A 20,262-nucleotide genomic window follows, 5' to 3' on the forward strand; every position below is an offset into this window, starting at 1 on the left:
GGATGGACGAAAAGTGCGAACACACTAGCATGTCAGCAGCGTTGGGAGGGGCGGATGCTGGCCACAAGACACTGGGATCGGCTGGGGAACGGGGGGCTGACCTTTACCGAACTCGGGTTCGGCGCGGCCCCTTTGGGCAACCTGTTCAAGGCAATCTCCGACGACGACGCCCATGCGGTGCTGGAGGCGGCCTGGGCGGGTGGGGTGCGCTACTATGACACCGCGCCACTATACGGATTGGGGCTGTCCGAGACCCGGCTGAACCGGCTTTTGCGGGGCAAGCCGAGAGACAGTTACGTCCTGTCGTCGAAGGTCGGGCGGCTTTTGCAGGCGGTCCCGCCGGGCCAGGGCGATGGTGCAGGCAAGTGGGTCGACGTCCCGTCGCGCAAGGAGATTTACGACTACAGCTATGACGGCACGATGCGGAGCCTGGAGTTTTCGCTGGAACGGCTGGGAGTGGACCGGATCGACATCCTTTATGCCCATGACCTCGACCTCTTCAACCACGGCACGCAAGCGGCGTTGCGGGACCGGCTGGACGCCTTCATGGCGGGCGGCTACCGGGCGCTGGTCGCGTTGCGCGACCAGGGGGTGATCCGGGCTTTTGGTGGCGGTATCAATGAATGGCAGCCGTGCCAGTGGCTCTTGGAGCGGGGGGATTTCGACATCTTCCTGTTGGCGGGCCGCTACACGCTGCTGGAGCAGGAGGCGCAGGAAAGCTTTCTACCCCTGTGTCAGGCGCGGGGCGTGGGGATCGTGGTCGGCGGCCCCTACAACTCGGGCATTCTGGCGACGGGGCCGAGGCCGGGGGTGCACTATAATTACTCTCCAGCACCGGACTGGGTGCTGGACAAGGCCGCAGGGTTGCAGGCCGTCTGTCAGGCGCATGGGGTGCGGCTGGTCGATGCGGCGTTCCAGTTCCCGTTGCGGCATCCGGCGGTGGTTTCGGTGATTCCTGGCGGGCAGGGGCTGGCAGAGATGACGTCGAACCTGCAGGCCGCAGCGGCGACGATTTCGCAGGCGCTGTGGGAGGAGTTGCGGTCCGAAGGCCTGATCCGCGCCGATGCGCCGATCTGAGGGGGGCCTCCTCGTGCGCCTTCGGCTTCTCGTCGGTGCGCCGCCCGAGCGAGGAGGGACGCAGTCCGCCGACGAGCGTCCTCAGGCGCCGTAGAGCGCGCCCAGGACGATCCGGGTGGCAGCAGCGGCATCCTGCCGGGCCTGCGCGTCGGCCAGAGCGGAATTCCCGGCCAGCGACCGCGCAACACTGCGCAGCCGGTCGCTGACGGCGATGTTCGCCCGTGCCTCGCCCACCGGATCGGTACCGCCGTGGTCGGGGAACGTGTCGAAATAGATCACCCCGTCATACCCCAGCCGGTCGAGCGCCATGAACAACTCCACCGTCTGCACCGGGTGCACCGACCCGGCAATCAGCCCGTCGTCGCGCTTGCCGTAGCCGTCGTTGAGGTGAACCCCCAGGATGCGGCTGCTCCGCCCGGCCAGCATCGCGGCGCGCGCCGGCATTTCGCCCGCGAAAAGCATGTGGCAGAAGTCAAGGGTGACGCCGGTGTTCGGACGCGCAACCTCGGCCAGGGCCAGCAGGGTGGTGGCCATGTCGGGCATGACGACATGGGCGCGGGGCTCGTTCGGCTTGTATTCGATGGCGATGTCGACGGCCGGGTTGTGGTCGGCGACCTCGGCGATGGCCGAAATGCTGTCATCCCACTGGCGCGCGTAATCGGCCTGGAACGAATAGTCGAACCCGTCCTGCCCCAGCCATAGTGTCATCAGCCGACCGCCCATCGCGGCCAGCGCGTCGATCCCGCGTTTTGTCAGGTCGATGGCGGCGCGGCGGGTGCTGGGGTCGGGGTGGGAGAAGGCGCCAAGACGGAAGCCGGGGTCGGTATAGTAGCGCATCGCCAGGCCGTTCAGCGCCATGCCGTTGTCGGAGAGGAGTTGTGACAGCTGCGCGGGGGTGTGGTGGTCGAAATGGTCGGGGAAGTTGAGGTCGGCGGCATCAAGGCCCCCGACGCGACCCGCTGCGGCGATCATCTGGGCCACGGTGTCGCCCTTCGTCTTGAACGCATTCAGCCGGGTGGCATAGCGCGGGCGGTTCGGCAGGGTCATGACAGTCCTTGATGTGAGAAGAGCTCGGGGTGGGCGCGTTCCAGCGGCTGAAGATAGGTCAGAAGCTGGCGCAGGTGGTGCTGCACGGCCAGGCGCGCCGCCTCCGGGTCATGTGCCTCAAACGCCGCAAGGATCGCGCGGTGTTCCTCCAGCGTCGCCTGCATGCGGCCTTCCACGGGCAGGATCAGCTGGCGCGCCCGGTGCACGCTGAGCCAGGCGGTCTGCGATACCTGCGGCAGGCGGGGAAAGCCTGTGAAGGAGAGCATCATCTCGTGCATCTGGCCGTCGAGCGTCATGAAACCTTGGGAGTCGCCGTCGGCCACCAGCGCCTCTTGCAGCTTGAGGTTGCGGCGCAGGTCGCGCAGCTGGTCCTCGGTGATCTGCTCGGCCACCAATTCGGCGGCGGCGACCTCGATCGCTTCGCGGATGAAGGCGCCTTCGCGGATGTCGGTCATCGACAGCCGGGTGACAAAGGTGCCGGCCTGCGGGATGACATCGACAAGCCCATCGGCGGCAAGCCGAGCCACCGCATCCGCGACCGGGCTGCGCGACACGCCCAGACGCTCGCAGATCTCGGGCTTGCGGATGATGTCTCCGGGCCGGTAGGCCAGCGTCAGGATCGCATGTTTCAGGCTTTGGTAGACCCGCTGGCCGAGCGAGCCCTGGAACCGCTCCAGCGGCAAAAGCCGCGCTGCGCCATTCTGGTCTTGTGATCCGGTCGGAGGCGCTTGTAGCATGCTAACATGTTAGACTTGGCGGCCCGCCTGTCAAGAAACCAAGCGCGGACCGAAGGGGGGATATGATGGCGGATGCGACGATCCGATTGCACGCGACGGACAACCTGGTGATCGCCTTGACCGACCTTGCGAAGGGCGCGACGGTGCCGGGTGTTTCGGTGCCTCTGCCGGGGCCGGTGCCGCGGGGGCACAAGCTGGCGACGCGGGCGATTGCCAAGGGCGAGATCGTGCTGCGCTACGGTCAGTCCATCGGCCAGGCGACCGAGGACATCCCCGAGGGCGGGCATATCCACAGTCACAACCTTGGGATGGGGCCGCACAGCACGGATTATGCCATCGGGCAGGGCGCGACCCCGCTGCCACCTCTGCCCGCGCGGGAGTTCCTGGGCTATCACCGCGCCGACGGGCAGGTAGGGACGCGGAACTACATCGGTATCCTGACTTCGGTGAACTGCTCCGGTTCGGTCGCCCGCTTCATCGCCGAGGCGGCCGAAAAGGACCCTGTCCTGTCAGCGATGCCGAACATCGACGGCTTCGTGCCCATCGTCCACAACACCGGCTGCGGGATGTCCGGCGTGAACGAGGGCTATGACACGCTGATGCGGACGCTGAAGGGCTATGCGCGGAACGCGAACTTCGGCGGCATCCTGCTGGTCGGTCTAGGCTGCGAGGTGATGCAGGTCCCGGACCTGGTGGGGCAGGGCCGCCTGCGCCCCGACGGCAACTTCCGCTACATGACGATTCAGGGCACCGGAGGCACCCGCGCCACGATCGCCAAGGGCCTGGACGTCCTGCGCGAGATGGCCGAGGTCGCCTCGAAGGTCGCGCGGAAGCCCGCCCCGGTGTCCAAGCTGATCATTGGCCTGCAATGCGGGGGTTCCGACGGCTATTCCGGGATCACGGCCAATCCGGCCCTCGGCCATGCCAGCGATCTGCTGGTGCGGATGGGCGGCACGACGATTCTGTCCGAGACGCCGGAAATCTACGGGGCCGAGCATCTTCTGACGCGCCGCGCCGTCGCGCCCGAGGTCGGCGAAAAGCTGATCGACCGGATCAGGTGGTGGGAAAACTACACCGCGATCAATGGCGGCGAGATGGACAACAACCCCAGCCCCGGCAACAAGCGCGGCGGCCTTACGACGATCCTGGAAAAGTCGCTGGGTGCCGTGGCCAAGGGCGGCACCGCGCCCCTGTCCGGGGTCTACAAGTTCGCCGAGCCGATCACCGCGCCGGGGTTCGTCTACATGGACAGCCCCGGCTATGACCCCTGCAGCGTCACCGGCCAGATCGCCAGCGGGGCCACGATGATCGTCTTCACCACCGGGCGCGGGTCCGTCTCGGGCTACAAGCCCAGCCCCTGCATCAAGTTGGCCACCAACAACGAGATGTATCAGCGGATGGCCGAGGACATGGACATCAACTGCGGCGACATCATCGACGGGGTTTCGATCGAGGCCAAGGGCGCGGAAATCCTGGAGAAGATCATCGCCGTCGCATCGGGCGAGCAGACGTTGTCCGAGGAACTGGGCTTTGGCGGGGCGGAATTCGTGCCCTGGCAGATCGGCGCGGTGATGTAGGTCACAGGCGGTAGAAGGTCCGGGCCGTGTCGCGGAAAATCTGCCGCTGCTCGGTCTGGGACAGATCGCGGATCAAATCATCGACCAGCGCCACCCAGGCGGGATAGGTAATGGCCAGGGTCGAGACCGGCCAGTCGCCGCCGAACATGATGCGGGCGGGTCCGAAGGCCTCCAGCGCGACATCCATGTAGGGGCGGAGCGTTTCCGGCGTCCAGTCGGCACCGGCTTCGGTGGCAACACCGGACAGCTTGCAGACCACGTTCTTGCGTCGTGCCAGATCGCGCATCTGGTCGGCCCAGGGTTGGATCAGGCCCGCCTTGATGCCGGGCTTGGCAATGTGGTCCAGGACCATCGGCACGTTCGGGCAGGCATCGGCAAGAGCGATGGTGGCCTGCAACTGCGGATGCTTGAGGCACAGGTCGAACGACAGCCCATAGTCGGCCAGCGCCCGCACGCCGGTCACGAAATCGGGCCGCAGGCAGAAGGCCGGGTCGGGCTCGTCCTGGTAGATGCGGCGGACACCGCGGACCTTTTCCGTCGCGGCCAGACGCTCCAGATCGGCGCGGGCTGCGTCGCCGTTCTGCAGCGGGGCGTTGCAGACCATCGCGGCGATGCGCGGCTCTTCCTTCGCCCAGTCCAGGACCAGTTGCGCCTCGTCGAAGGCCTGGTCCGGCGCGGCATCACATTCCAGAAATACCAAGGCCTCGATGGCTATTCCGGCGCTGGCGGCCCGGAAATCGGCGGGCAGGAAGGCGCGGTCCAGCGGGGGGAAATGCCAGGGATAGTCCAGGCGCCGCGGGTCCCAGAGGTGCAGGTGGCTGTCGACGATCGGGAAACTGGGCATCTGGGTCTCGTGCGCTGGTTTTCGGCGATGCTACACTGCGGACCCCAGTTTGGAACAGCTTGCGCTTTGGGCTTGCGTCCGTAACCTGACCGCCCCAGCGAACGGAGCCCAAAGTGACCCGCCCCACTGTCCTTGTCGCAGGCTCCCTGCACCATGACATCATGGTCGAGGCCGACCATCTGCCGCGCCGGGACGAGACCGCCATCGGGCGGCGCTGGTATCCGAAGTTCGGTGGCAAAGGCGGCAACCAGGCCGTCGCGGTGGCACGGGCGGGGGCGGACTGCCGGATGCTGGGTGCGGTCGGGGATGACGCGTTCGGCACCTACCTGCGCGCGGGCTTGCAGGCCGGGGGGGTGGACGATCGGTTCGTGGCGACGCTGCCGGATGTGGGCTCGGGTATGAGCGTGGCGATCCTGGACGCGGCGGGCGACTATGCCGCCACCATCGTCTCGGGCGCGAACCTGAGGATCGACGCGGCTGCGGTGCAGAATCCGGCCGTGTGGCAGGATGTCGGGCTTCTGATCTTGCAGAACGAGGTTGCCGAGGCCATGAACCTTGCCGCCGCCACCGAGGGTAAACGGCGGGGGGTGCGCACGCTCTTGAACGCCGCCCCGGCGCGGGCGCTGCCCGATGCCTTCGTGGCGCTGGTCGACATCCTGGTCGTCAATGCCGTCGAGGCCGAGATGATGGGCGCGGGCGCCGTGGTTGACCTTGCAAGCGCCGCCGCTGCGACCCGCCTGCTGTCCGACCGCTTCGGCAGCGTCATCGTCACCGCGGGAAGCCTGGGTCTGGCAGCGATGACACCCGATGACGGGGTCTTCACCCTGGCTGCGGAAAAGGTGCAGGCCGTGTCCAGCCACGGCGCGGGGGACGCCTTTGTCGGCACGCTGGGCGCGGGCCTTGCGCGCGGCATCCCGTTCCGCGCCGCCGTCGAGGCGGCCTCGCGCGCGGCCGCCCGGCATGTGAGCGGGGGAAGCTGAGGCCGGCGCGGTTTTTCGCTGCGGGGCTGCTCGCGGGGCCTTCCCAGGCGGCTGACATCCGGTAACGTTGCGCGCAAGGGTGCCGGGGGCTGGGCATGGAACTTGGGCTAGGACGGAAGTCGATCATCGTCACCGGGGCAGCCAGCGGCATCGGCGCGGCCATCGCGCGGCTGCTTGCGGCCGAGGGGGTGGGCGGACTGGTCCTGATCGACCGGGATGCCGCGGGTCTGGACCGGATTGCGGGCGAACTGGCGACAGTGCCTGTCGAGACGGTGGTCGCCGACCTGGCCGATCCTGCCGCCCCCGCGCACATCGCAGGGGCCGCGGTGGCGCGCTTCGGGCGGATCGACGGCTTGGTCAATGCGGCCGGGCTGACAACGCGCGGCTCGTTTCTGACCGGGACCGCTGAAATCTGGGATGCGCTTTTCGCGGTGAACGGTCGCGCCGGGTTTCTCTTGATGCAGGAAGCCATTGCCGAGATGCGGCGGCACGGGGCAGGGGGGGCCATCGTCAACATCCTGTCGATGAATGCCCATTGCGGCATCCCGGAGCTGGCGATCTACGCGGGCAGCAAGGGCGCGATGCTGACGCTGACAAAGAACGCCGCGCACGCGCACATGGCAGACGCCATCCGGGTCAACGGCATCAACCTGGGATGGGTCGCGACCGAGACCGAGGACCGCATCCAGACCGCCGTGCTGGGCCCCGACTGGGAGGCCAGGGTCGCCGCCACGCAACCTCTGGGCCGCCTTGTCACTGCCGAGGACTGCGCGCGGCTGGCGGTCTTCCTGCTGTCCGACGCCTCGGCCCCGATGAGCGGGGCGATCCTGGATCTTGAGCAGAAAGTGGCGGGGGCGATATGACCGGACTGTCGCCACCGCGCGACTTCGAGGCGCTGCGGGCGGCGCTGGTGGCGCGGTCCGGGCGCCTTTCGAAGCGGCTGGCGCAGGTGGCGCAGTTCTTCCTGAACCACCCCGAGGAAGTTGCGGTTTCTACCCTGGTGCATCTGGCAAACCTGGCCGACGTGCCGCCCGCGACGATCACCCGCTTTGCCAAGGAACTGGGGTTCCAGGGCTTCGCCGATCTTCAGCAGGTCTTCCGCGAGCGGCTTCTGGGCCCGCGCCTGCCCTATGCCGAGCGGGTTTCGGGTGTGGGGGATGGCGATCTGGGCCAGCCGGGCGTGGTGTTCGGCAGCTTTGTGCAGGCTGCCGTTCAGTCGCTTTTGCGGATCGAAGAGGCTCTGGACCGCGAGCAGCTGGCGGCCTGCGTCGAGGTGCTGGCCGCGACCGAAGTGGTCCATGTCGCCGCTGCGCGTGGCGCCTTCGGCCTGGGGGCCTATACGGTCTATGGGCTTGGCAGCATCGGGCGACGGGCGCAGCTGATCGACAATATCGGATCGATGCGGGCAATGCAGGTGGCGGCGATGGGGCCGGGCGACACGCTGCTTGCGATGACCTTCGACGACTACACGCCCGAGACTGTTGAGGTCGTGAAGCTTGCCGCCGCGCGGGGCAACCGGGTGCTGGTGATCACCGACAATGCGCTAAGCCCGGTGGCGGGGCTGGCCACGCATGTCCTTTACGTCAACGAAGCGCGGCTGGGCCATTTCCGCAGCCAGGTGCCGGCGATGGTGGTGGCGCAGGCGATGATCGTCGGTCTGGGGCGCAGGCTCGGGATGGTTGAAACCGTTCATAACCGACAAAATGAGAATTCCGTTGCATCGACTCGGCGACTGGCCAAGGATGGGGGTCGGAAGTCCGGGGGGAGGGCGTCATGATGCACAGCCGGTTCGACTTTGCCGGGGCGGAAGTCGTGGTGGTCGGTGCCAGCCGGGCCGGGATCGGGGCGGCGATAGCGCGGGCCTTCCAGGACGCGGGTGCATCCGTCGAAATCACCGGGGCCGAGCCGGAACCCGCGCCCGAGGATTCGGCCCGCTTCGCCTACACCCAGCTTGACGTGACCGACGGCGCGGCGGTGCAGGCCTTCGCCGCGCGGCATGGTCGGGTGGATGTGCTGGTCAACTGCGCCGCGATCACCGCAAGGGGCGAAGAGATGGCCCCGGACTTCTTCGCCCATGTCGTCAACGTGAACCTGCACGGCACCTTCCGCATGGCCGAGGCGTTTCACAGCCAGCTCAAGGCCGCAAAGGGCGCTCTGGTCAATGTGGCCTCGATGTATGCGATGTTCGGCAGCCCCAGGAATCCGGCCTACGGTGCGTCAAAGGCCGCCGTGGTGCAGCTTACGAAGTCGCTGGCAATCGCCTGGGCGGGGGACGGCATCCGGGTGAACGCGGTGGCACCCGGGTTCATCGTCACCCAGCAATCGGCGCGCAGCCGGACCGATCCGGCGCATGTCGCGGCGGTGAACCTGCGCACGCCGATGGGGCGCTGGGGTCAGCCGGAAGACATCGCCGGGCCGGTCCTTTTCCTTGCGTCCAGCGCCGCCGCGTTCATGACCGGCACCTGCCTTGCCATAGACGGGGGATATTCCGTTGCCTGACCTTTCCAGCATCGGCGCGGCCGTCGTCGGCACCGGCTTCATCGGCGCGGTGCATCTTGGCACCCTGCGGCGATTGGGGATTCCGATCGTCGGCGTCCTTGGGTCCAGCGCCGCGCGGGGCGCAGAACGGGCGCGAGCCTTGGGGGTGGCGAAGGCTTATGCCTCGCTGGATGAGCTGCTGGCGGACCCCGCGGTGCAGGTGGTCCATGTCACCTCGCCCAACGTCGCGCATTACGGGCAGGTCAAGGCGATCCTGGCGGCGGGCAAGCATGTGATCTGCGAAAAGCCGCTGGCGATGACCTCGGCCCAGTCGGCGGAAATGGTGGCAATGGCGCGGGCGTCGGGCAAGGTCGCGGCGGTCTGCTACAACACCCGCTTCTATCCGCTGAACCAGCACGCCCACGGGATGATGCGTGCGGGGGAACTGGGCGATCTGCGGCTGATCACCGGGCATTTCCATCAGGACTGGCTGGCCAAGGACACCGACTGGAACTGGCGGCTTGAGGCGGCGGAGGGTGGCCCCCTGCGGTCGGTCAGCGACATCGGCACGCATTGGGTGGACCTGACGAACTTCGTCACCGGGCAGAAGCCCGTTTCGGTCATGGCCGAGCTTGCGACCTTCATTCCCGAACGCCAGAAACCGCTGGGGCCGGTGGAGACCTTCACGGCCACGAAAGGTCCCACGGAAACCCGCAAGATCGAGACGGACGACGCCGCGACGATCCTGCTGCGCTATGGCAACGGCGGGCGGGGGATGATGTCCACCAGCCAGGTCAGCCACGGTCGCCGCGGGTTGCTGTGCTGGGACATCTCCGGCTCGAAAGCCTCGGCAGCCTGGTCTGCCGAACACCCCGAGGACCTGTGGATCGGCCACCGCGAGGGGCCGAACCAGGTCCTCCTCCGTGATCCGTCGCTGATGAACCCGACCGGAGCGGCGGCGGCCTTCATGCCCGGCGGCCACCCCGAAGGCTTTGCCGACACCTGGGCCGCCTTCTTCACCCAGGTCTACCGCGACGTCGCCCGCGGGGGCCGGGGGGCGGAGTCCACCTGGGCCACCTTCGACGATGGCCATTACGAGATGCTGTTCTGCGATGCGGTTCTTGCCAGTGCTGCCAGCGGAACCTGGGTCAACGTGGGATAAGACAGATGCAGCTTGGTATCCTTACCGCCCCCTTCTCTGAAACGCCTCTGGAGCAGGTCGCCGACTACGCTGCCAGTGCCGGTTTCGAGGCGCTGGAAATCGCCTGCTGGCCGCAAGCAGGTGGCGAGAAACGCCGCTACGCCGGGACCGCGCACCTGCCCATCGAGGACATGACCGCCGCGCGCGGGTCCGAGATCATGGGGATGCTGAAGGCCAAGGGCCTGACAGTTTCGAGCCTTGGCTACTACCCGAACCCTTTGCACGCCGACGCCGCCCACCGCGAGGCGGTGACCTCTCACCTCAAGAAGGTCATCACCGCCGCCAGCCTGATGGGCCTCAAGGTCGTCAACACCTTCGTCGGCGGCGACCGGACCCTTACGGTGGACCAGAACTGGACCCGCGCCACGGAAGTATTCGCGCCCATCGTCGCCCATGCGCAAACCAGCGGCGTGACGCTTGCCTTCGAGAACTGCCCGATGATCTTCAGCCATGACGAATGGCCGGGCGGGCACAACATCGCCTACGCGCCCCGCATCTGGCGGCGCATCTTCGAGACCTGGGGCGATGCCGTGGGGATGAACTACGACCCCAGCCACCTGGTCTGGCAGATGATCGACGCGAACCGCTTTGTCCGCGAATTCGGCGCACGGATGGTCCATGTCCACGCCAAGGACCTGATGATCGACCGCGACGGGCTTTACGACCACGGCATCCTGTCGGCGGGAATGGGCTGGCAGATTCCCCGGATGCCGGGGCTGGGAGAGGTCGAGTGGCAAGATTTCTTCGCCACCCTCTATCGCGCGGGCTACGATGGCCCCATCATCATCGAACACGAGGACCGCGACTTCGAAGGGTCGGACGAAAAGATCAAGCGCGGCTTCGCGTTGGCCCGGGACATCCTGCGGCCCTACGTCACGTAAGACCATAACCAACGATCTGGGAGGATCACCATGAAACGACTGCTTCTTGGAACCGCGATGGCGCTGGGCCTGGCCGGTATGGCGCAAGCCGAGGGCTACAAGATCGGCATCTCGAACACTGTGCAGGGGAATGGCTGGCGCGAGCAGATGGTCTGCGCGATGAAGGCCGAGGCGCTGGCCTCTGGCAAGGTCGAAAGCCTGAACATCGCGCACCGCAACACCGATGCGGCCGGCCAGCTTGAGGACATCCGCAACCTGATTCAGGCGGGCGTCAACGCCATCGTGGTGAACCCCTCGAACTCTGAAGGCATCAACGCGGCGATCAAGGAAGCCACGGACGCGGGCATCGTCGTCGTCGCCGTTGACCAGGCGGTGACCGAGCCTTCGGCCTATATCCTGTCGAACAACCAGGAGGAATACGCCTACCTTGGCGCCAAGTGGCTGTTCGAGCAGATGGGCGGCAAGGGTGCCGTGGTCTACATGCGTGGCGCTGCGGGCGCGGGGGCTGACAACGACCGCGACAAGGGCTTCAAGCGCGCGATGGCCGAGTTCCCGGACATCACCGTCGCGCAGGAAGTCTTCACCGGCTGGCAGCAGGACCAGGGCAAGCAGCAGATCAACGACATCATCGCGGCGGGCGTGCCGTTCCAGGGCATCTGGACCTCTGGCATCGACAACGTGATTGTCGATGCGCTGGTCGAAAGCGGGGCGCCGATGGTGCCGGTCGTCGGCGCGGACAACGCGGGCTTCGTCGGCCAGCTGTCGTCGGTCGAGGGGCTGCAGGGTGCCGCCGTCACCAACCCCGGCTCGGTCGGTGGTGCGGGCGTGGCACTGGCGATCCAGATCCTTGACGGCAAGATGCCGGCGGAAAAGACCGTGCTGGTCGACCCCGCCCTGTGGGAAAACGTGACCGACGAGGGCAAGGCCAAGCTTGCCGCCGCCGCGAACCCGAACCTGTCGCCGGAATGGCCGGTCTCGGTGTCGATCGACGGCTGGACCAACTACACGATGGACCAGATCATCGCCTGCAAGGGCCCGGGCGAATAAGTCCCGCACCCTGATCCTTTGCGGCCCCCGGCGAGACTCGGGGGCCGATCTTCCCCACCCGAAAGCCTGCCATGCCGGATGCCGCCTCCGACACCGTTCTCGACGCCACGGGCGTGGCCAAGCGCTTTGGCGCGGTGCAGGCCCTGAAGAACGCCTCGTTGCAAGTGAAAGCCGGGCAGGTCGTGGCCCTGATGGGCGCGAACGGGGCCGGGAAATCCACCTTCGTAAAGATCCTGACCGGAGTCCTGAAACCCGACGCGGGCCACGTCAGGATCAAGGGCCGTGACAGCACTGTCGCCAACCCAGCCGGCGCGCGGAAATGGGGGCTGGTGCCGGTCTACCAGGAACCCTCGCTTATCCCCGACCTATCGGTGGCCGACAACCTGCGGCTTGGCGATACCGGGCTTGAGCCGTTCCGGCACTGGGTCGGCGAACTGGGTCTGCCCGATCTCGACCCCGACGCACTGATCCGCTCGCTGCCGCTCGCCGCGCTGCGGATCGTCGACCTTGCCCGCGCGCTTGCCATCGAACCTGACGTCCTTCTGCTGGACGAACTGACCGCCGCCCTGCCGACCGATCTGGTCGATCGCGTCCTGACGGTCGTCCGCGCCCAGGCCGACGCGGGCCGGTCGGTCATCTACATTTCGCACCGCTTTACTGAAATCGCCGCGATCTGCGACCGCGCCACCGTGCTGCGCGACGGGATGACCGTGGGCGACGTCAAGATCGAGCCAGGCATCGAGGACCGCATCGTCGAGATGATGCTGGGTGGCGCCGTCGCCGCCGCCGTCTCGGAGGAACGACCGAAGAAGCCGATCTCCACCGAGACACCCCGCCTTCGCGTGCGCAGTCTGAGGACCGGCACCCGTCTGACCGACGTCTCGTTTGATCTTCACAAGGGCGAGGTCCTTGGTGTCGTGGCACTGGAAGGCCAGGGACAGGACGAGCTGTTCGATGTGCTGGCGGGAAACCGCAGACCCAGTGCCGGAACGGTCGCGGTCGACGGCACGCCCAAGACCTTCTCCCACCCCGCCGACGCAATCGCCGCCGGGCTGACCCTGGTGCCCGGCGACCGGGCACATGCGCTGCTGATGTCGCGGTCCGTCCGCGAGAATATCGCCGTCCCCCTGCTGGCCCGCATCCGCGACTGGGGTGCGATCCGCATGGACGACGAGGCCGCCAAGGTCGACGCCGCCATCCAGACGCTGCAGATCGACACTCGCGCTCAAGGAGAGGTCCGCAGGCTGTCCGGCGGCAACCAGCAGAAGGTGACCATCGCCCGCTGGATAGCCAAGGGGGTGCGGACGCTCCTCCTTTTCGACCCGACGCGGGGCATCGACATCCGCACCAAGCGGCAGATCTACGGCCTGGTCCGGGATCTGGCCGACCAGGGCGCGGCGGTGCTGTTCTACACCTCGGAACTTGCCGAGATCCGCCTCGCCTGCGACCGCGTTGTGGTGATCTTCAATGGCCGGGTGGTGGACATCATCGACGCGAGGGACGCCGACGAGGCCACCCTGATGCGCGCGGCCTACGGGCTGACCGAGAAGGCCCTGGCATGATGATGAACACCCACCAGGTCACCCTAAAAGGCTCGCTCTGCCTTCTGGTTGGCCGCAGTGATGTGATCCCGCCAGCCGCCGCCCCCTCGGTCGCGCACGCCACTCGACTGGGTGCCGCCGGGCCCTGCCAATCCGGGGGCTGTCGGCCTGTCCGGCCTTTCACTCTTGCCCAAATATCCCCGCCAGAGGTGCGACTGGGTTTGCGCCACTGGTTCGAGCGAACCATGTCGCGGCCGAGCCGTTTTGCGTTCTTCACGCAAAGCGGCAAGACAAAGGGCACGCGCCGCAAGGCGCTTGATCTGGAGCCCGCCCGATCCCCGATAGACGATCGAAAGCCTGTCGCGGCCGGCAGGCGTCAGCGCGACCGCAGGCGACGGATATGCCGCGCTGGTACGGGCTTCGCCGCCGCTACCGGGGCGCAGGCATGAAACGCTGGATAGAGGCAAACACCTGGACTATTGGTCTGGCCGTGCTGCTTGTGGTGCTGCTGATGACCACCAAGCTGATCCAGCCCGACTTCGGAGCCTCCGGCCTTGACAGCCTGGCGCGGGCCGCGCTGCCCTTCGCGCTGGCCGCCATAGGGATGGCGATCGTCGTGATTGCCGGTGGCATCGACCTGTCCATTGCCGCGATGATGTCAGTCGCCAGCGTCACCGGGGCCGTGCTGATGGACGGGGCTTCGGACGGCCAATCTGTCGTCATCGTCCTTGCTGTCCTTCTACTTGGACTAGCGATGGGCGCGGTCAACGGCTTTCTCATCGTCGTCTCCAGGGTGCCGGACATCGTTGTCACCCTGGCGATGCTTTTCGTTTGGCAAGGCGTCGCACTTCTCATCCTGAACGCGCCGGGGGGTGGTGCCGCCTCCTGGCTTCGCGCCCTTTCCGCCGGCGGGATACCGGGGGTCGACTGGCTGCCGCGCGCTCTGGTCCTTCTGGCCTTTGTCGCCGCCGTGATCTGGGTCCCGATCCACCGTTCGAAGCTTGGTCTGCGCCTGTACGCTATCGGCTCGGACCCGCTGGCGGCCTTCCGCTCGGGCGTGCCGGTCGGCCAGACCCGCATCATCGCCTATGCCCTTTGCGGCCTCTTTGCCGCTTTCGGCGGGCTGTCCGTCACCATGAGCACGGGCATCGGCGAACCGATTCCCGGTCCCTACCTCATGGCCTCGGTGGCGGCCGTCGTGCTTGGCGGCGTAGTCCTTGGCGGCGGGCGGGGCGGCATCCTGGGGCCGATCCTTGCTGTTCTCATCCTGCGGACCGTGCGGATGGACCTGACGCTGCTCTCTGTCGATCCCAACGTCGCCGCGATCATCGAGGGCACGATCATGGTCGCCGTAGTGATGTTTGGTGCCGTCCTGGCCACACGGGGGAGACGCGCATGACCATGACCGACACCCCGACCGTGTTGAACCGCCTTGGTCGCTTGATGGTCGACCGGCCGCTTCTGCCCCTGATCGGCCTCTTCATCCTGCTCATCGGCCTCCTTGCGATCCTGAACCCAGGTGTCCTCAGCATGTTCTGGGCCTCGAACACGCTGAAGATCGCCATTCCGCTGGCAATGCTGGCGGCCTGTCAGACGATGACGATGCTGACCGGCGGCATCGACCTTTCCGTAGGCACCGCCGCCACAATCGCCGCCTACCTGACCGCCACACTCTCTCCGCTGATCGGAGTGCCCCCGGCCATCGCCATCGCTCTTGCCTCGGCCATCCTGATCGGCCTTGTGAACGGCTTCGGCATCGCCATCTGCCGCGTCCATCCGCTGATCATGACCTTGGGCACCGCCCTGATCGCCACGGGCTGCCTCCTTGTCTATCAGCGCTATGTCATCGCCACGGGCGTCCTGATCCCGGACTTCCTGCTCTGGCTCGGCACCGGCCGCACCCTGGGCCTGCCGAACAGCCTCGCCCTCTTTATCCCCTTCGCCGCCCTGATCATCTGGGCGCAGCGCCGCAGCGGGTTCGGTCGCCTGCTTTATGCCATCGGCGCGAACGAGGCCGCCGCGCGGCTGTCGGGCGTCCGGGTCTGGCAGGTCCATTTCACGCTTTACACGCTCTCCAGCCTGATCGCCGGGATCACCGGCCTCTTATACCTTGGGCAGATCAAGACCGCCTCGCTGTCGCTGGCGCTGCCGCTGGACCTGCCGTCCGTCGCCGCAGCCGTAATCGGCGGCACCTCGATCTTCGGCGGGCGAGGGGGCTACGGCGGCACCATCGTGGGGGCGCTGATCCTGACGGTCCTGACCTCGATGCTGACCCTGATGCAGATCCCCGAAGGCGGGCGACGCATTTTGTTCGGCCTGATCATCCTGGCCGTCACCGCGCTGTTCATCCGTCTGACCGAGCGCAACTGAAAGGGGTTTTCATGGCAAAGTTCTGCATCGTCGGCATCAGCTTCGACCACATGCACATGGGCGACCTGCTGCGCTGCGTCCACGACCATCCCGACGCCGAGATCGCCGGGATCTTTGACCCCGACCGCGCAACCATGCAGCGCGCCATCGACACCTTCGGCATCCCCGAAGACAGGGTATTCACCGACTTTGACGCCTGCATGCGTCAGGCGAAACCCGACCTCGCCATCCTCTGCGCGGCAACGGCGAACCATGCCGATTACACGAGGCGCCTTGCGGCCTACGGCGTCCATGTCTTCGTCGAGAAGCCCTTCGCCGCCTCGGTCGCCGACGCCCGCGCGATGATCGAGGCTGTGAAGCCCACCGGCAAGACCCTTGCGATCAACTGGCCGCTGCGCTGGGTCGAATCCCACGTCACCGCCAAGCGACTTGTCGATGAAGGCATGATCGGCGAGGTGATCGAGATCCACTCCTACGGCGGCAACCGGGGGCCGCTTTATCACCTGGCCGACAAGATCGAGGTCAGCCGCGAGGAGGTTGAACGCCAGAAACCCACCTCCTGGTGGTACAAGCGCGCCTCGGGCGGCGGAAGCCTGCTGGACTACCTTGGCTACGGCGCGACGCTGGGAACGTGGTACCGGAATGGCGAGGCCCCGCTGGAGGTGACCTGCGTCACGGATGAGACGCCGGGGATCGAAGTGGACCAGCACGCCATCGTGGTCTGCCGCTACGCCAAAGGCCTGTCGAAGATGGAAACCCGCTGGGGCACCTTCACAGACCCCTGGGTGATCCAGCCGCAACCGAAATGCGGCTTCATCCTGGTGGGGACCGAGGGCACCATCGCCTCCTGGGACTATGCCGACCACGTCACCGCGCAGACCCGCGCGAACCCCGACCCACACGCGATCCCGGTGGACCCCCTGCCGCCAGGCGGTCGCAATGCCATCGAATACGTGCTGGGCTGCATTTCCAAGGGCGAACCGCTGACCGGCCCGCTTGACCCCGCCGTCAGCCTGACAGGCCAGCGCATTGTCGACACTGCGGCCCAGTCCGCCCGGCAAAAGCGCAGCCTGCCCTTGGTCCCATGAGCGAACCCGACGCCGACACCTATGCCCTGAAGTCCGCCGTGCTGACCGAGGTCCCCGCGCCGGATCTTTCCTTCCAGCCGCCGATGCCGCGCAACTACCGGCCCCGGATCGGGATCATCGGCGCAGGGGGCATCATCCCCGCCCATCTTGATGCCTATCGCACGGCAGGATGGGAGGTCGCGGCGATCTGCAACCGGACTCGCGCCAAGGCCCAGGCGAAAGCTTCCGAATACGCGCCCCAGGCGCGGGTGACTGACCGCTGGCAGGACATCCTGGACGATCCCGCGATCGACGTCGTAGACATTGCACTTCACCCGGCGGGCCGCCTGTCGATCATCGAAGCGGCCTTGAAGGCCGGCAAGCATGTCCTGTCACAAAAGCCTTTCGTGCTGGACCTGGAGGACGGCCGCCGCCTTGTCGTCCTTGCGCGCGAGAATGGGGTGAAGCTTGCCGTCAACCAGAATGGGCGCTGGGCGCCGCACCTTGCCTGGATGCGTGAGGCCGTGCGGGCGGGTCTGGTGGGGGATGTCGTCAGCGCGCATATCTCGATCCACTGGAACCACGGCTGGATCGCCGGGACACCCTTCGAGACCATCGAGGACCTGATCCTTTATGACTTCGGCATCCACTGGTTCGACTTTCTGCGCAGCGTGATCGGGTCAAGGGCGAGAACCGTTTTCGCCAGCGCCTCCCATGCCACCGGCCAGACCGCCGGGGCCCCGCTTCTTGCACAGGTTCTGGTACAGATGGAGGGTGGACAGGCCTCGCTGGTCTTTGACGGGGCCACGGCGCACGGGCCGCGCGACACGACCTACATCGCTGGGACCAGGGGCAGCCTGCAAAGCGATGGGCCGGATCTTGGGCAGCAGTCGGTAACCCTGACCACCGCCGCAGGCATCGCCCGGCCGCAGTTGCAGGGAACCTGGTTCAACGACGGCTTCCGCGGCGCGATGGGCGCGCTTCTGGTCGCCATCGAGGACGGCACCGAACCTGCCAACGGGGCCGAAGAGAACCTTGACAGCCTGGCGCTGGCCTTCGCGGCCATCCAGTCTCGCCGCACCGGACAAGCGGTTCAGGTGGGGACTGCGACGCGGCTGATCCTGTAGCTCGTCAGGACCAAAGCCGATACTGCCGCGCCTTGTTGCGCAGAAAGGGGAGGCCGCGCTCCAGCACGACATCGCGGCTTTCGGCCACCGGCCGCCAGACCGACAGGCCGAAGGACATCTCGGGCGGCATGTCGATGAAGCTTTCCATCGCCATCCCGCCGGTGAACCCTACCGCCTGCAGCGCGCCGAAGACCTCGTCCCAGCGGACGTTGCCTTCTCCCGGCGTGCCGCGGTCGCTTTCGGACAGGTGGATGTAGCGCAGATGTGGCCCGGCATCGAGGATGCCAAGCGCCATGCCGCGCTCTTCGATGTTCATGTGATAGGTGTCGAGATGGATGAAGATGTTGTCGGACCCGACCTTCTCGATCATCTCGACCGCCTGCCAGCCGGTGTTGACGATGTGGTTTTCATAACGGTTCACCGGCTCGATCCCGAAGGCGATCCCCAGCTTGCGGGCATGGGCTGCGGCGTCGCCCAGGACGCGGGCCACGTTGTCGCGTTCCCGTTCGGTCGGCGGAAGTCCGGTGCGTTCGCCGATGCCGCCGTAGGTAACCCCGGTCAAAGCCTGCGCGCCGATGGCCGCGCACTGGTCAAGCGCATGGCGCAGGAAAGCGGTCGCCGCCTCTGGGTCGGACGAGGCGCGCTTGCCTTCGGGCAGGCCCAGCGAGCAGACGGCAGCCATGCGCTCACGCTCCAGAAGGCGGCGGGAGTGGGTGGTGTCGACCTTTTCGGGCGACAGAAGTGCGATCTCGATGAAATCGAAGCCAAGCGCCTTGCAGGCGGTGACGGCCCGTTCGGCCCCCGCCGGGTCCCAGGCCATCGTCCACATCGAGGTATGGACGCCAAATCCCTTCATGCCGAGTTCCCCTTCGCACAGGCCCTTGATACTGGACGGCAGACTGGGGCAGGGTCGGCGATCTGGCAAGCCGTGGCTGTGCTGATTTCGACCATGTCGTCGGATCGGCATCTGTGGCATCCTGCGCCCCTAGGACCCGAAGGATGTGACATGACCCGACAAATCCTGAACCGCCGCCATCTCCTGCTTTCCGGGGTCGGCCTGACTGGCTTGGCAGCGTTTCCCGCGCTTGCGTCAACCGACCAGACCACGGTCCATGTCCGCAAGGACCCCGATTGCGGCTGCTGCACTGCATGGATCAAGATCCTTGAGGCCGAGGGCTTTGCCGTGACGGTCGAAATGGTCGCCCCGAACCAGCTTTTTCAGTTCAAGCTTGCCCAAGGCATCCCCGAGACGATGATCTCGTGCCACACGGCCGAGGCCGGGGGCTACCTGATCGAGGGCCATGTGCCGACCGCCGACATCCGCCGCCTGCTGGCGGAAAGGCCCGACGCGCTGGGCCTTGCCGTTCCCGGCATGCCCTGGGGCTCTCCCGGCATGGGACCCGAGGCCGAGCGCGAGGCCTATGACGTCTTCCTTGTCGCCCGCGACGGCAGCACCACGGTCTTCGCCAGCTACCCCGCCGCCTGAACCTTTCCGGCCCGTCCCCCGGGTGCTAAGCCGGTGAAAGCAGTAAGGAGGACGCGATGGACAAGGTGGCTCTGATCACGGCGGGCGGCTCTGGCATGGGTGCCGCCGCGGCAAGACGGCTGGCGGCGGATGGCTACCGGGTGGGCATCCTGTCCTCCTCGGGCAAGGGTGAGGCGCTGGCCGCGGAACTGGGCGGGATCGGGGTCACAGGGTCGAACCAGAGCGCGGACGATGTGGCCCGGGTTGTAGATGCGGTGATGGCGAAGTGGGGCAGGGTGGACGTCCTGGTCAACAGCGCCGGCCACGGACCCAGGAAGCCGCTTCTGGATCTGACCGACGCCGACTGGCAGGGCGGCATGGACGTCTACTTCCTGTCCGCGATCCGCCCGATCCGGCTGGTGACCCCGATCATGCAGGCGCAGAAATCCGGGTCCATCATCAACATCTCGACCGCCTGGGCGTTCGAGCCATCGGCGATGTTCCCGACCTCGGCCGTCGCGCGGGCGGGTCTGGCGGCCTTCACCAAGATCTACGCCGACACCTATGCGCCCGATGGCATCCGCATCAACAACATCCTGCCCGGCTGGATCGACAGCCTGCCCGCCACCGAGGAGCGCCGCCAGTCCGTCCCGATGGGCCGCTACGGCCGCGCCGACGAGATCGCGGCAACGGTGGCGTTCCTTGCCTCGGACGGGGCAGGCTACATCACCGGCCAGAACCTGCGCGTCGATGGCGGGATCACCCGGAGCGTCTGACCGCGATTGCATGACCGGCCCCGCCGCGCTATCCCGAATGAAACACG

At 66.9% G+C, this 20,262-nt stretch carries 20 protein-coding genes; 16 read left to right on the forward strand and 4 right to left on the reverse strand.

Going from position 1 to position 20,262, the window contains the following annotated elements:
- Positions 1-54 precede the first annotated feature (54 nt).
- Positions 55-1,077, forward strand: coding sequence for an aldo/keto reductase (locus Q8M85_RS15710; RefSeq protein WP_305546287.1), 1,023 nt, complete (start codon positions 55-57; stop codon positions 1,075-1,077).
- 81 nt (positions 1,078-1,158) lie between these two features.
- On the opposite strand, the gene Q8M85_RS15715 is transcribed toward Q8M85_RS15710, so the two are convergent.
- Both Q8M85_RS15715 and Q8M85_RS15720 read right to left on the reverse strand, forming a co-directional pair.
- Positions 1,159-2,124 carry a sugar phosphate isomerase/epimerase family protein gene (locus Q8M85_RS15715; RefSeq protein WP_305546289.1) on the reverse strand — a complete coding sequence of 322 codons (966 nt, stop codon included), beginning with the start codon at positions 2,122-2,124 and terminating at the stop codon, positions 1,159-1,161.
- Positions 2,121-2,861 carry a GntR family transcriptional regulator gene (locus Q8M85_RS15720; RefSeq protein ID WP_305546291.1) on the reverse strand — a complete coding sequence of 247 codons (741 nt, stop codon included), beginning with the start codon at positions 2,859-2,861 and terminating at the stop codon, positions 2,121-2,123. Before Q8M85_RS15720 ends, Q8M85_RS15715 begins: the two co-directional genes overlap by 4 nt.
- Before the next feature lie 65 nt (positions 2,862-2,926).
- On the opposite strand from Q8M85_RS15720, the gene Q8M85_RS15725 reads away from it, so the two are divergent.
- Positions 2,927-4,438, forward strand: coding sequence for a UxaA family hydrolase (locus Q8M85_RS15725; protein WP_305546293.1), 1,512 nt, complete (start codon positions 2,927-2,929; stop codon positions 4,436-4,438).
- 1 nt (position 4,439) lies between these two features.
- On the opposite strand, the gene Q8M85_RS15730 is transcribed toward Q8M85_RS15725, so the two are convergent.
- Positions 4,440-5,282, reverse strand: a complete 843-nt coding sequence (locus Q8M85_RS15730) for an amidohydrolase (protein ID WP_305546295.1) — start codon at positions 5,280-5,282, stop codon at positions 4,440-4,442.
- Between the two features lie 113 nt (positions 5,283-5,395).
- Between Q8M85_RS15730 and Q8M85_RS15735 the strand changes: the two genes are divergently transcribed.
- The 12 genes from Q8M85_RS15735 (at position 5,396) to Q8M85_RS15790 (ending at position 17,974) form a co-directional block, all read left to right on the forward strand.
- Positions 5,396-6,262, forward strand: a complete 867-nt coding sequence (locus tag Q8M85_RS15735) for a PfkB family carbohydrate kinase (RefSeq protein ID WP_305546296.1) — start codon at positions 5,396-5,398, stop codon at positions 6,260-6,262.
- Between the two features lie 95 nt (positions 6,263-6,357).
- A complete protein-coding gene (locus Q8M85_RS15740) occupies positions 6,358-7,125 on the forward strand; it encodes an oxidoreductase (protein ID WP_305546297.1) in 768 nt (255 codons plus the stop codon).
- Positions 7,122-8,039: a MurR/RpiR family transcriptional regulator gene (locus Q8M85_RS15745; protein WP_305546298.1), complete on the forward strand. Its 918-nt coding sequence runs from the start codon at positions 7,122-7,124 to the stop codon at positions 8,037-8,039. The genes Q8M85_RS15740 and Q8M85_RS15745 overlap by 4 nt, the downstream gene beginning before the upstream one ends.
- Positions 8,036-8,761 (forward strand): SDR family NAD(P)-dependent oxidoreductase, encoded by a 726-nt coding sequence (locus Q8M85_RS15750; protein WP_305546299.1) that lies wholly within the window; start codon positions 8,036-8,038, stop codon positions 8,759-8,761. Before Q8M85_RS15745 ends, Q8M85_RS15750 begins: the two co-directional genes overlap by 4 nt.
- Positions 8,754-9,902 carry a Gfo/Idh/MocA family protein gene (locus Q8M85_RS15755; protein WP_305546300.1) on the forward strand — a complete coding sequence of 383 codons (1,149 nt, stop codon included), beginning with the start codon at positions 8,754-8,756 and terminating at the stop codon, positions 9,900-9,902. Before Q8M85_RS15750 ends, Q8M85_RS15755 begins: the two co-directional genes overlap by 8 nt.
- Before the next feature lie 5 nt (positions 9,903-9,907).
- On the forward strand, positions 9,908-10,822 hold the full coding sequence (locus tag Q8M85_RS15760) for a sugar phosphate isomerase/epimerase (protein ID WP_305546301.1): 915 nt from the start codon (positions 9,908-9,910) through the stop codon (positions 10,820-10,822).
- A gap of 30 nt (positions 10,823-10,852) precedes the next feature.
- On the forward strand, positions 10,853-11,869 hold the full coding sequence (locus tag Q8M85_RS15765; RefSeq protein ID WP_305546302.1) for an ABC transporter substrate-binding protein: 1,017 nt from the start codon (positions 10,853-10,855) through the stop codon (positions 11,867-11,869).
- Positions 11,870-11,940: 71 nt separating this feature from the next.
- Positions 11,941-13,431, forward strand: coding sequence for a sugar ABC transporter ATP-binding protein (locus Q8M85_RS15770; protein ID WP_305546304.1), 1,491 nt, complete (start codon positions 11,941-11,943; stop codon positions 13,429-13,431).
- A gap of 379 nt (positions 13,432-13,810) precedes the next feature.
- A complete protein-coding gene (locus Q8M85_RS15775; protein WP_305546306.1) occupies positions 13,811-14,809 on the forward strand; it encodes an ABC transporter permease in 999 nt (332 codons plus the stop codon).
- Positions 14,806-15,780 (forward strand): ABC transporter permease, encoded by a 975-nt coding sequence (locus Q8M85_RS15780; RefSeq protein WP_305546308.1) that lies wholly within the window; start codon positions 14,806-14,808, stop codon positions 15,778-15,780. Before Q8M85_RS15775 ends, Q8M85_RS15780 begins: the two co-directional genes overlap by 4 nt.
- Positions 15,781-15,791: 11 nt before the next feature.
- Entirely contained in the window at positions 15,792-16,868 is a 1,077-nt protein-coding gene (locus Q8M85_RS15785) for a Gfo/Idh/MocA family protein (RefSeq protein WP_305546310.1), read from the forward strand.
- On the forward strand, positions 16,865-17,974 hold the full coding sequence (locus Q8M85_RS15790) for a Gfo/Idh/MocA family protein (RefSeq protein WP_305546312.1): 1,110 nt from the start codon (positions 16,865-16,867) through the stop codon (positions 17,972-17,974). Before Q8M85_RS15785 ends, Q8M85_RS15790 begins: the two co-directional genes overlap by 4 nt.
- A gap of 4 nt (positions 17,975-17,978) precedes the next feature.
- Here Q8M85_RS15790 and Q8M85_RS15795 read toward each other — a convergent pair whose 3' ends face one another.
- Complete coding sequence (locus Q8M85_RS15795; protein WP_305546314.1) at positions 17,979-18,830, reverse strand: sugar phosphate isomerase/epimerase; 852 nt, start codon at positions 18,828-18,830, stop codon at positions 17,979-17,981.
- A gap of 150 nt (positions 18,831-18,980) precedes the next feature.
- On the opposite strand from Q8M85_RS15795, the gene Q8M85_RS15800 reads away from it, so the two are divergent.
- Both Q8M85_RS15800 and Q8M85_RS15805 read left to right on the forward strand, forming a co-directional pair.
- Positions 18,981-19,460, forward strand: coding sequence for a DUF411 domain-containing protein (locus Q8M85_RS15800; protein WP_305546316.1), 480 nt, complete (start codon positions 18,981-18,983; stop codon positions 19,458-19,460).
- A gap of 56 nt (positions 19,461-19,516) precedes the next feature.
- Complete coding sequence (locus Q8M85_RS15805) at positions 19,517-20,215, forward strand: SDR family oxidoreductase (protein WP_305546318.1); 699 nt, start codon at positions 19,517-19,519, stop codon at positions 20,213-20,215.
- Positions 20,216-20,262 lie beyond the last annotated feature (47 nt).

Source organism: Tabrizicola sp. (assembly GCF_030694085.1).
Taxonomy (GTDB): domain Bacteria; phylum Pseudomonadota; class Alphaproteobacteria; order Rhodobacterales; family Rhodobacteraceae; genus Tabrizicola.

Bases quoted from the DNA above. Each gene is read 5' to 3' on its own strand.
- Q8M85_RS15765 (WP_305546302.1), top strand. From the start codon at position 10,853: ATGAAACGACTGCTTCTTGGAACCGCGATGGCGCTGGGCCTGGCCGGT.
- Q8M85_RS15800 (WP_305546316.1), top strand. From the start codon at position 18,981: ATGACCCGACAAATCCTGAACCGCCGCCATCTCCTGCTTTCCGGGGTC.
- Q8M85_RS15750 (WP_305546299.1), top strand. From the start codon at position 8,036: ATGATGCACAGCCGGTTCGACTTTGCCGGGGCGGAAGTCGTGGTGGTC.
- Q8M85_RS15770 (WP_305546304.1), top strand. From the start codon at position 11,941: ATGCCGGATGCCGCCTCCGACACCGTTCTCGACGCCACGGGCGTGGCC.
- Q8M85_RS15725 (WP_305546293.1), top strand. From the start codon at position 2,927: ATGGCGGATGCGACGATCCGATTGCACGCGACGGACAACCTGGTGATC.
- Q8M85_RS15790 (WP_305546312.1), top strand. From the start codon at position 16,865: ATGAGCGAACCCGACGCCGACACCTATGCCCTGAAGTCCGCCGTGCTG.
- Q8M85_RS15730 (WP_305546295.1), bottom strand. From the start codon at position 5,282: ATGCCCAGTTTCCCGATCGTCGACAGCCACCTGCACCTCTGGGACCCG.
- Q8M85_RS15795 (WP_305546314.1), bottom strand. From the start codon at position 18,830: ATGAAGGGATTTGGCGTCCATACCTCGATGTGGACGATGGCCTGGGAC.
- Q8M85_RS15805 (WP_305546318.1), top strand. From the start codon at position 19,517: ATGGACAAGGTGGCTCTGATCACGGCGGGCGGCTCTGGCATGGGTGCC.
- Q8M85_RS15760 (WP_305546301.1), top strand. From the start codon at position 9,908: ATGCAGCTTGGTATCCTTACCGCCCCCTTCTCTGAAACGCCTCTGGAG.
- Q8M85_RS15720 (WP_305546291.1), bottom strand. From the start codon at position 2,861: ATGCTACAAGCGCCTCCGACCGGATCACAAGACCAGAATGGCGCAGCG.
- Q8M85_RS15780 (WP_305546308.1), top strand. From the start codon at position 14,806: ATGACCATGACCGACACCCCGACCGTGTTGAACCGCCTTGGTCGCTTG.
- Q8M85_RS15715 (WP_305546289.1), bottom strand. From the start codon at position 2,124: ATGACCCTGCCGAACCGCCCGCGCTATGCCACCCGGCTGAATGCGTTC.
- Q8M85_RS15710 (WP_305546287.1), top strand. From the start codon at position 55: ATGCTGGCCACAAGACACTGGGATCGGCTGGGGAACGGGGGGCTGACC.
- Q8M85_RS15740 (WP_305546297.1), top strand. From the start codon at position 6,358: ATGGAACTTGGGCTAGGACGGAAGTCGATCATCGTCACCGGGGCAGCC.
- Q8M85_RS15745 (WP_305546298.1), top strand. From the start codon at position 7,122: ATGACCGGACTGTCGCCACCGCGCGACTTCGAGGCGCTGCGGGCGGCG.
- Q8M85_RS15785 (WP_305546310.1), top strand. From the start codon at position 15,792: ATGGCAAAGTTCTGCATCGTCGGCATCAGCTTCGACCACATGCACATG.
- Q8M85_RS15775 (WP_305546306.1), top strand. From the start codon at position 13,811: ATGCCGCGCTGGTACGGGCTTCGCCGCCGCTACCGGGGCGCAGGCATG.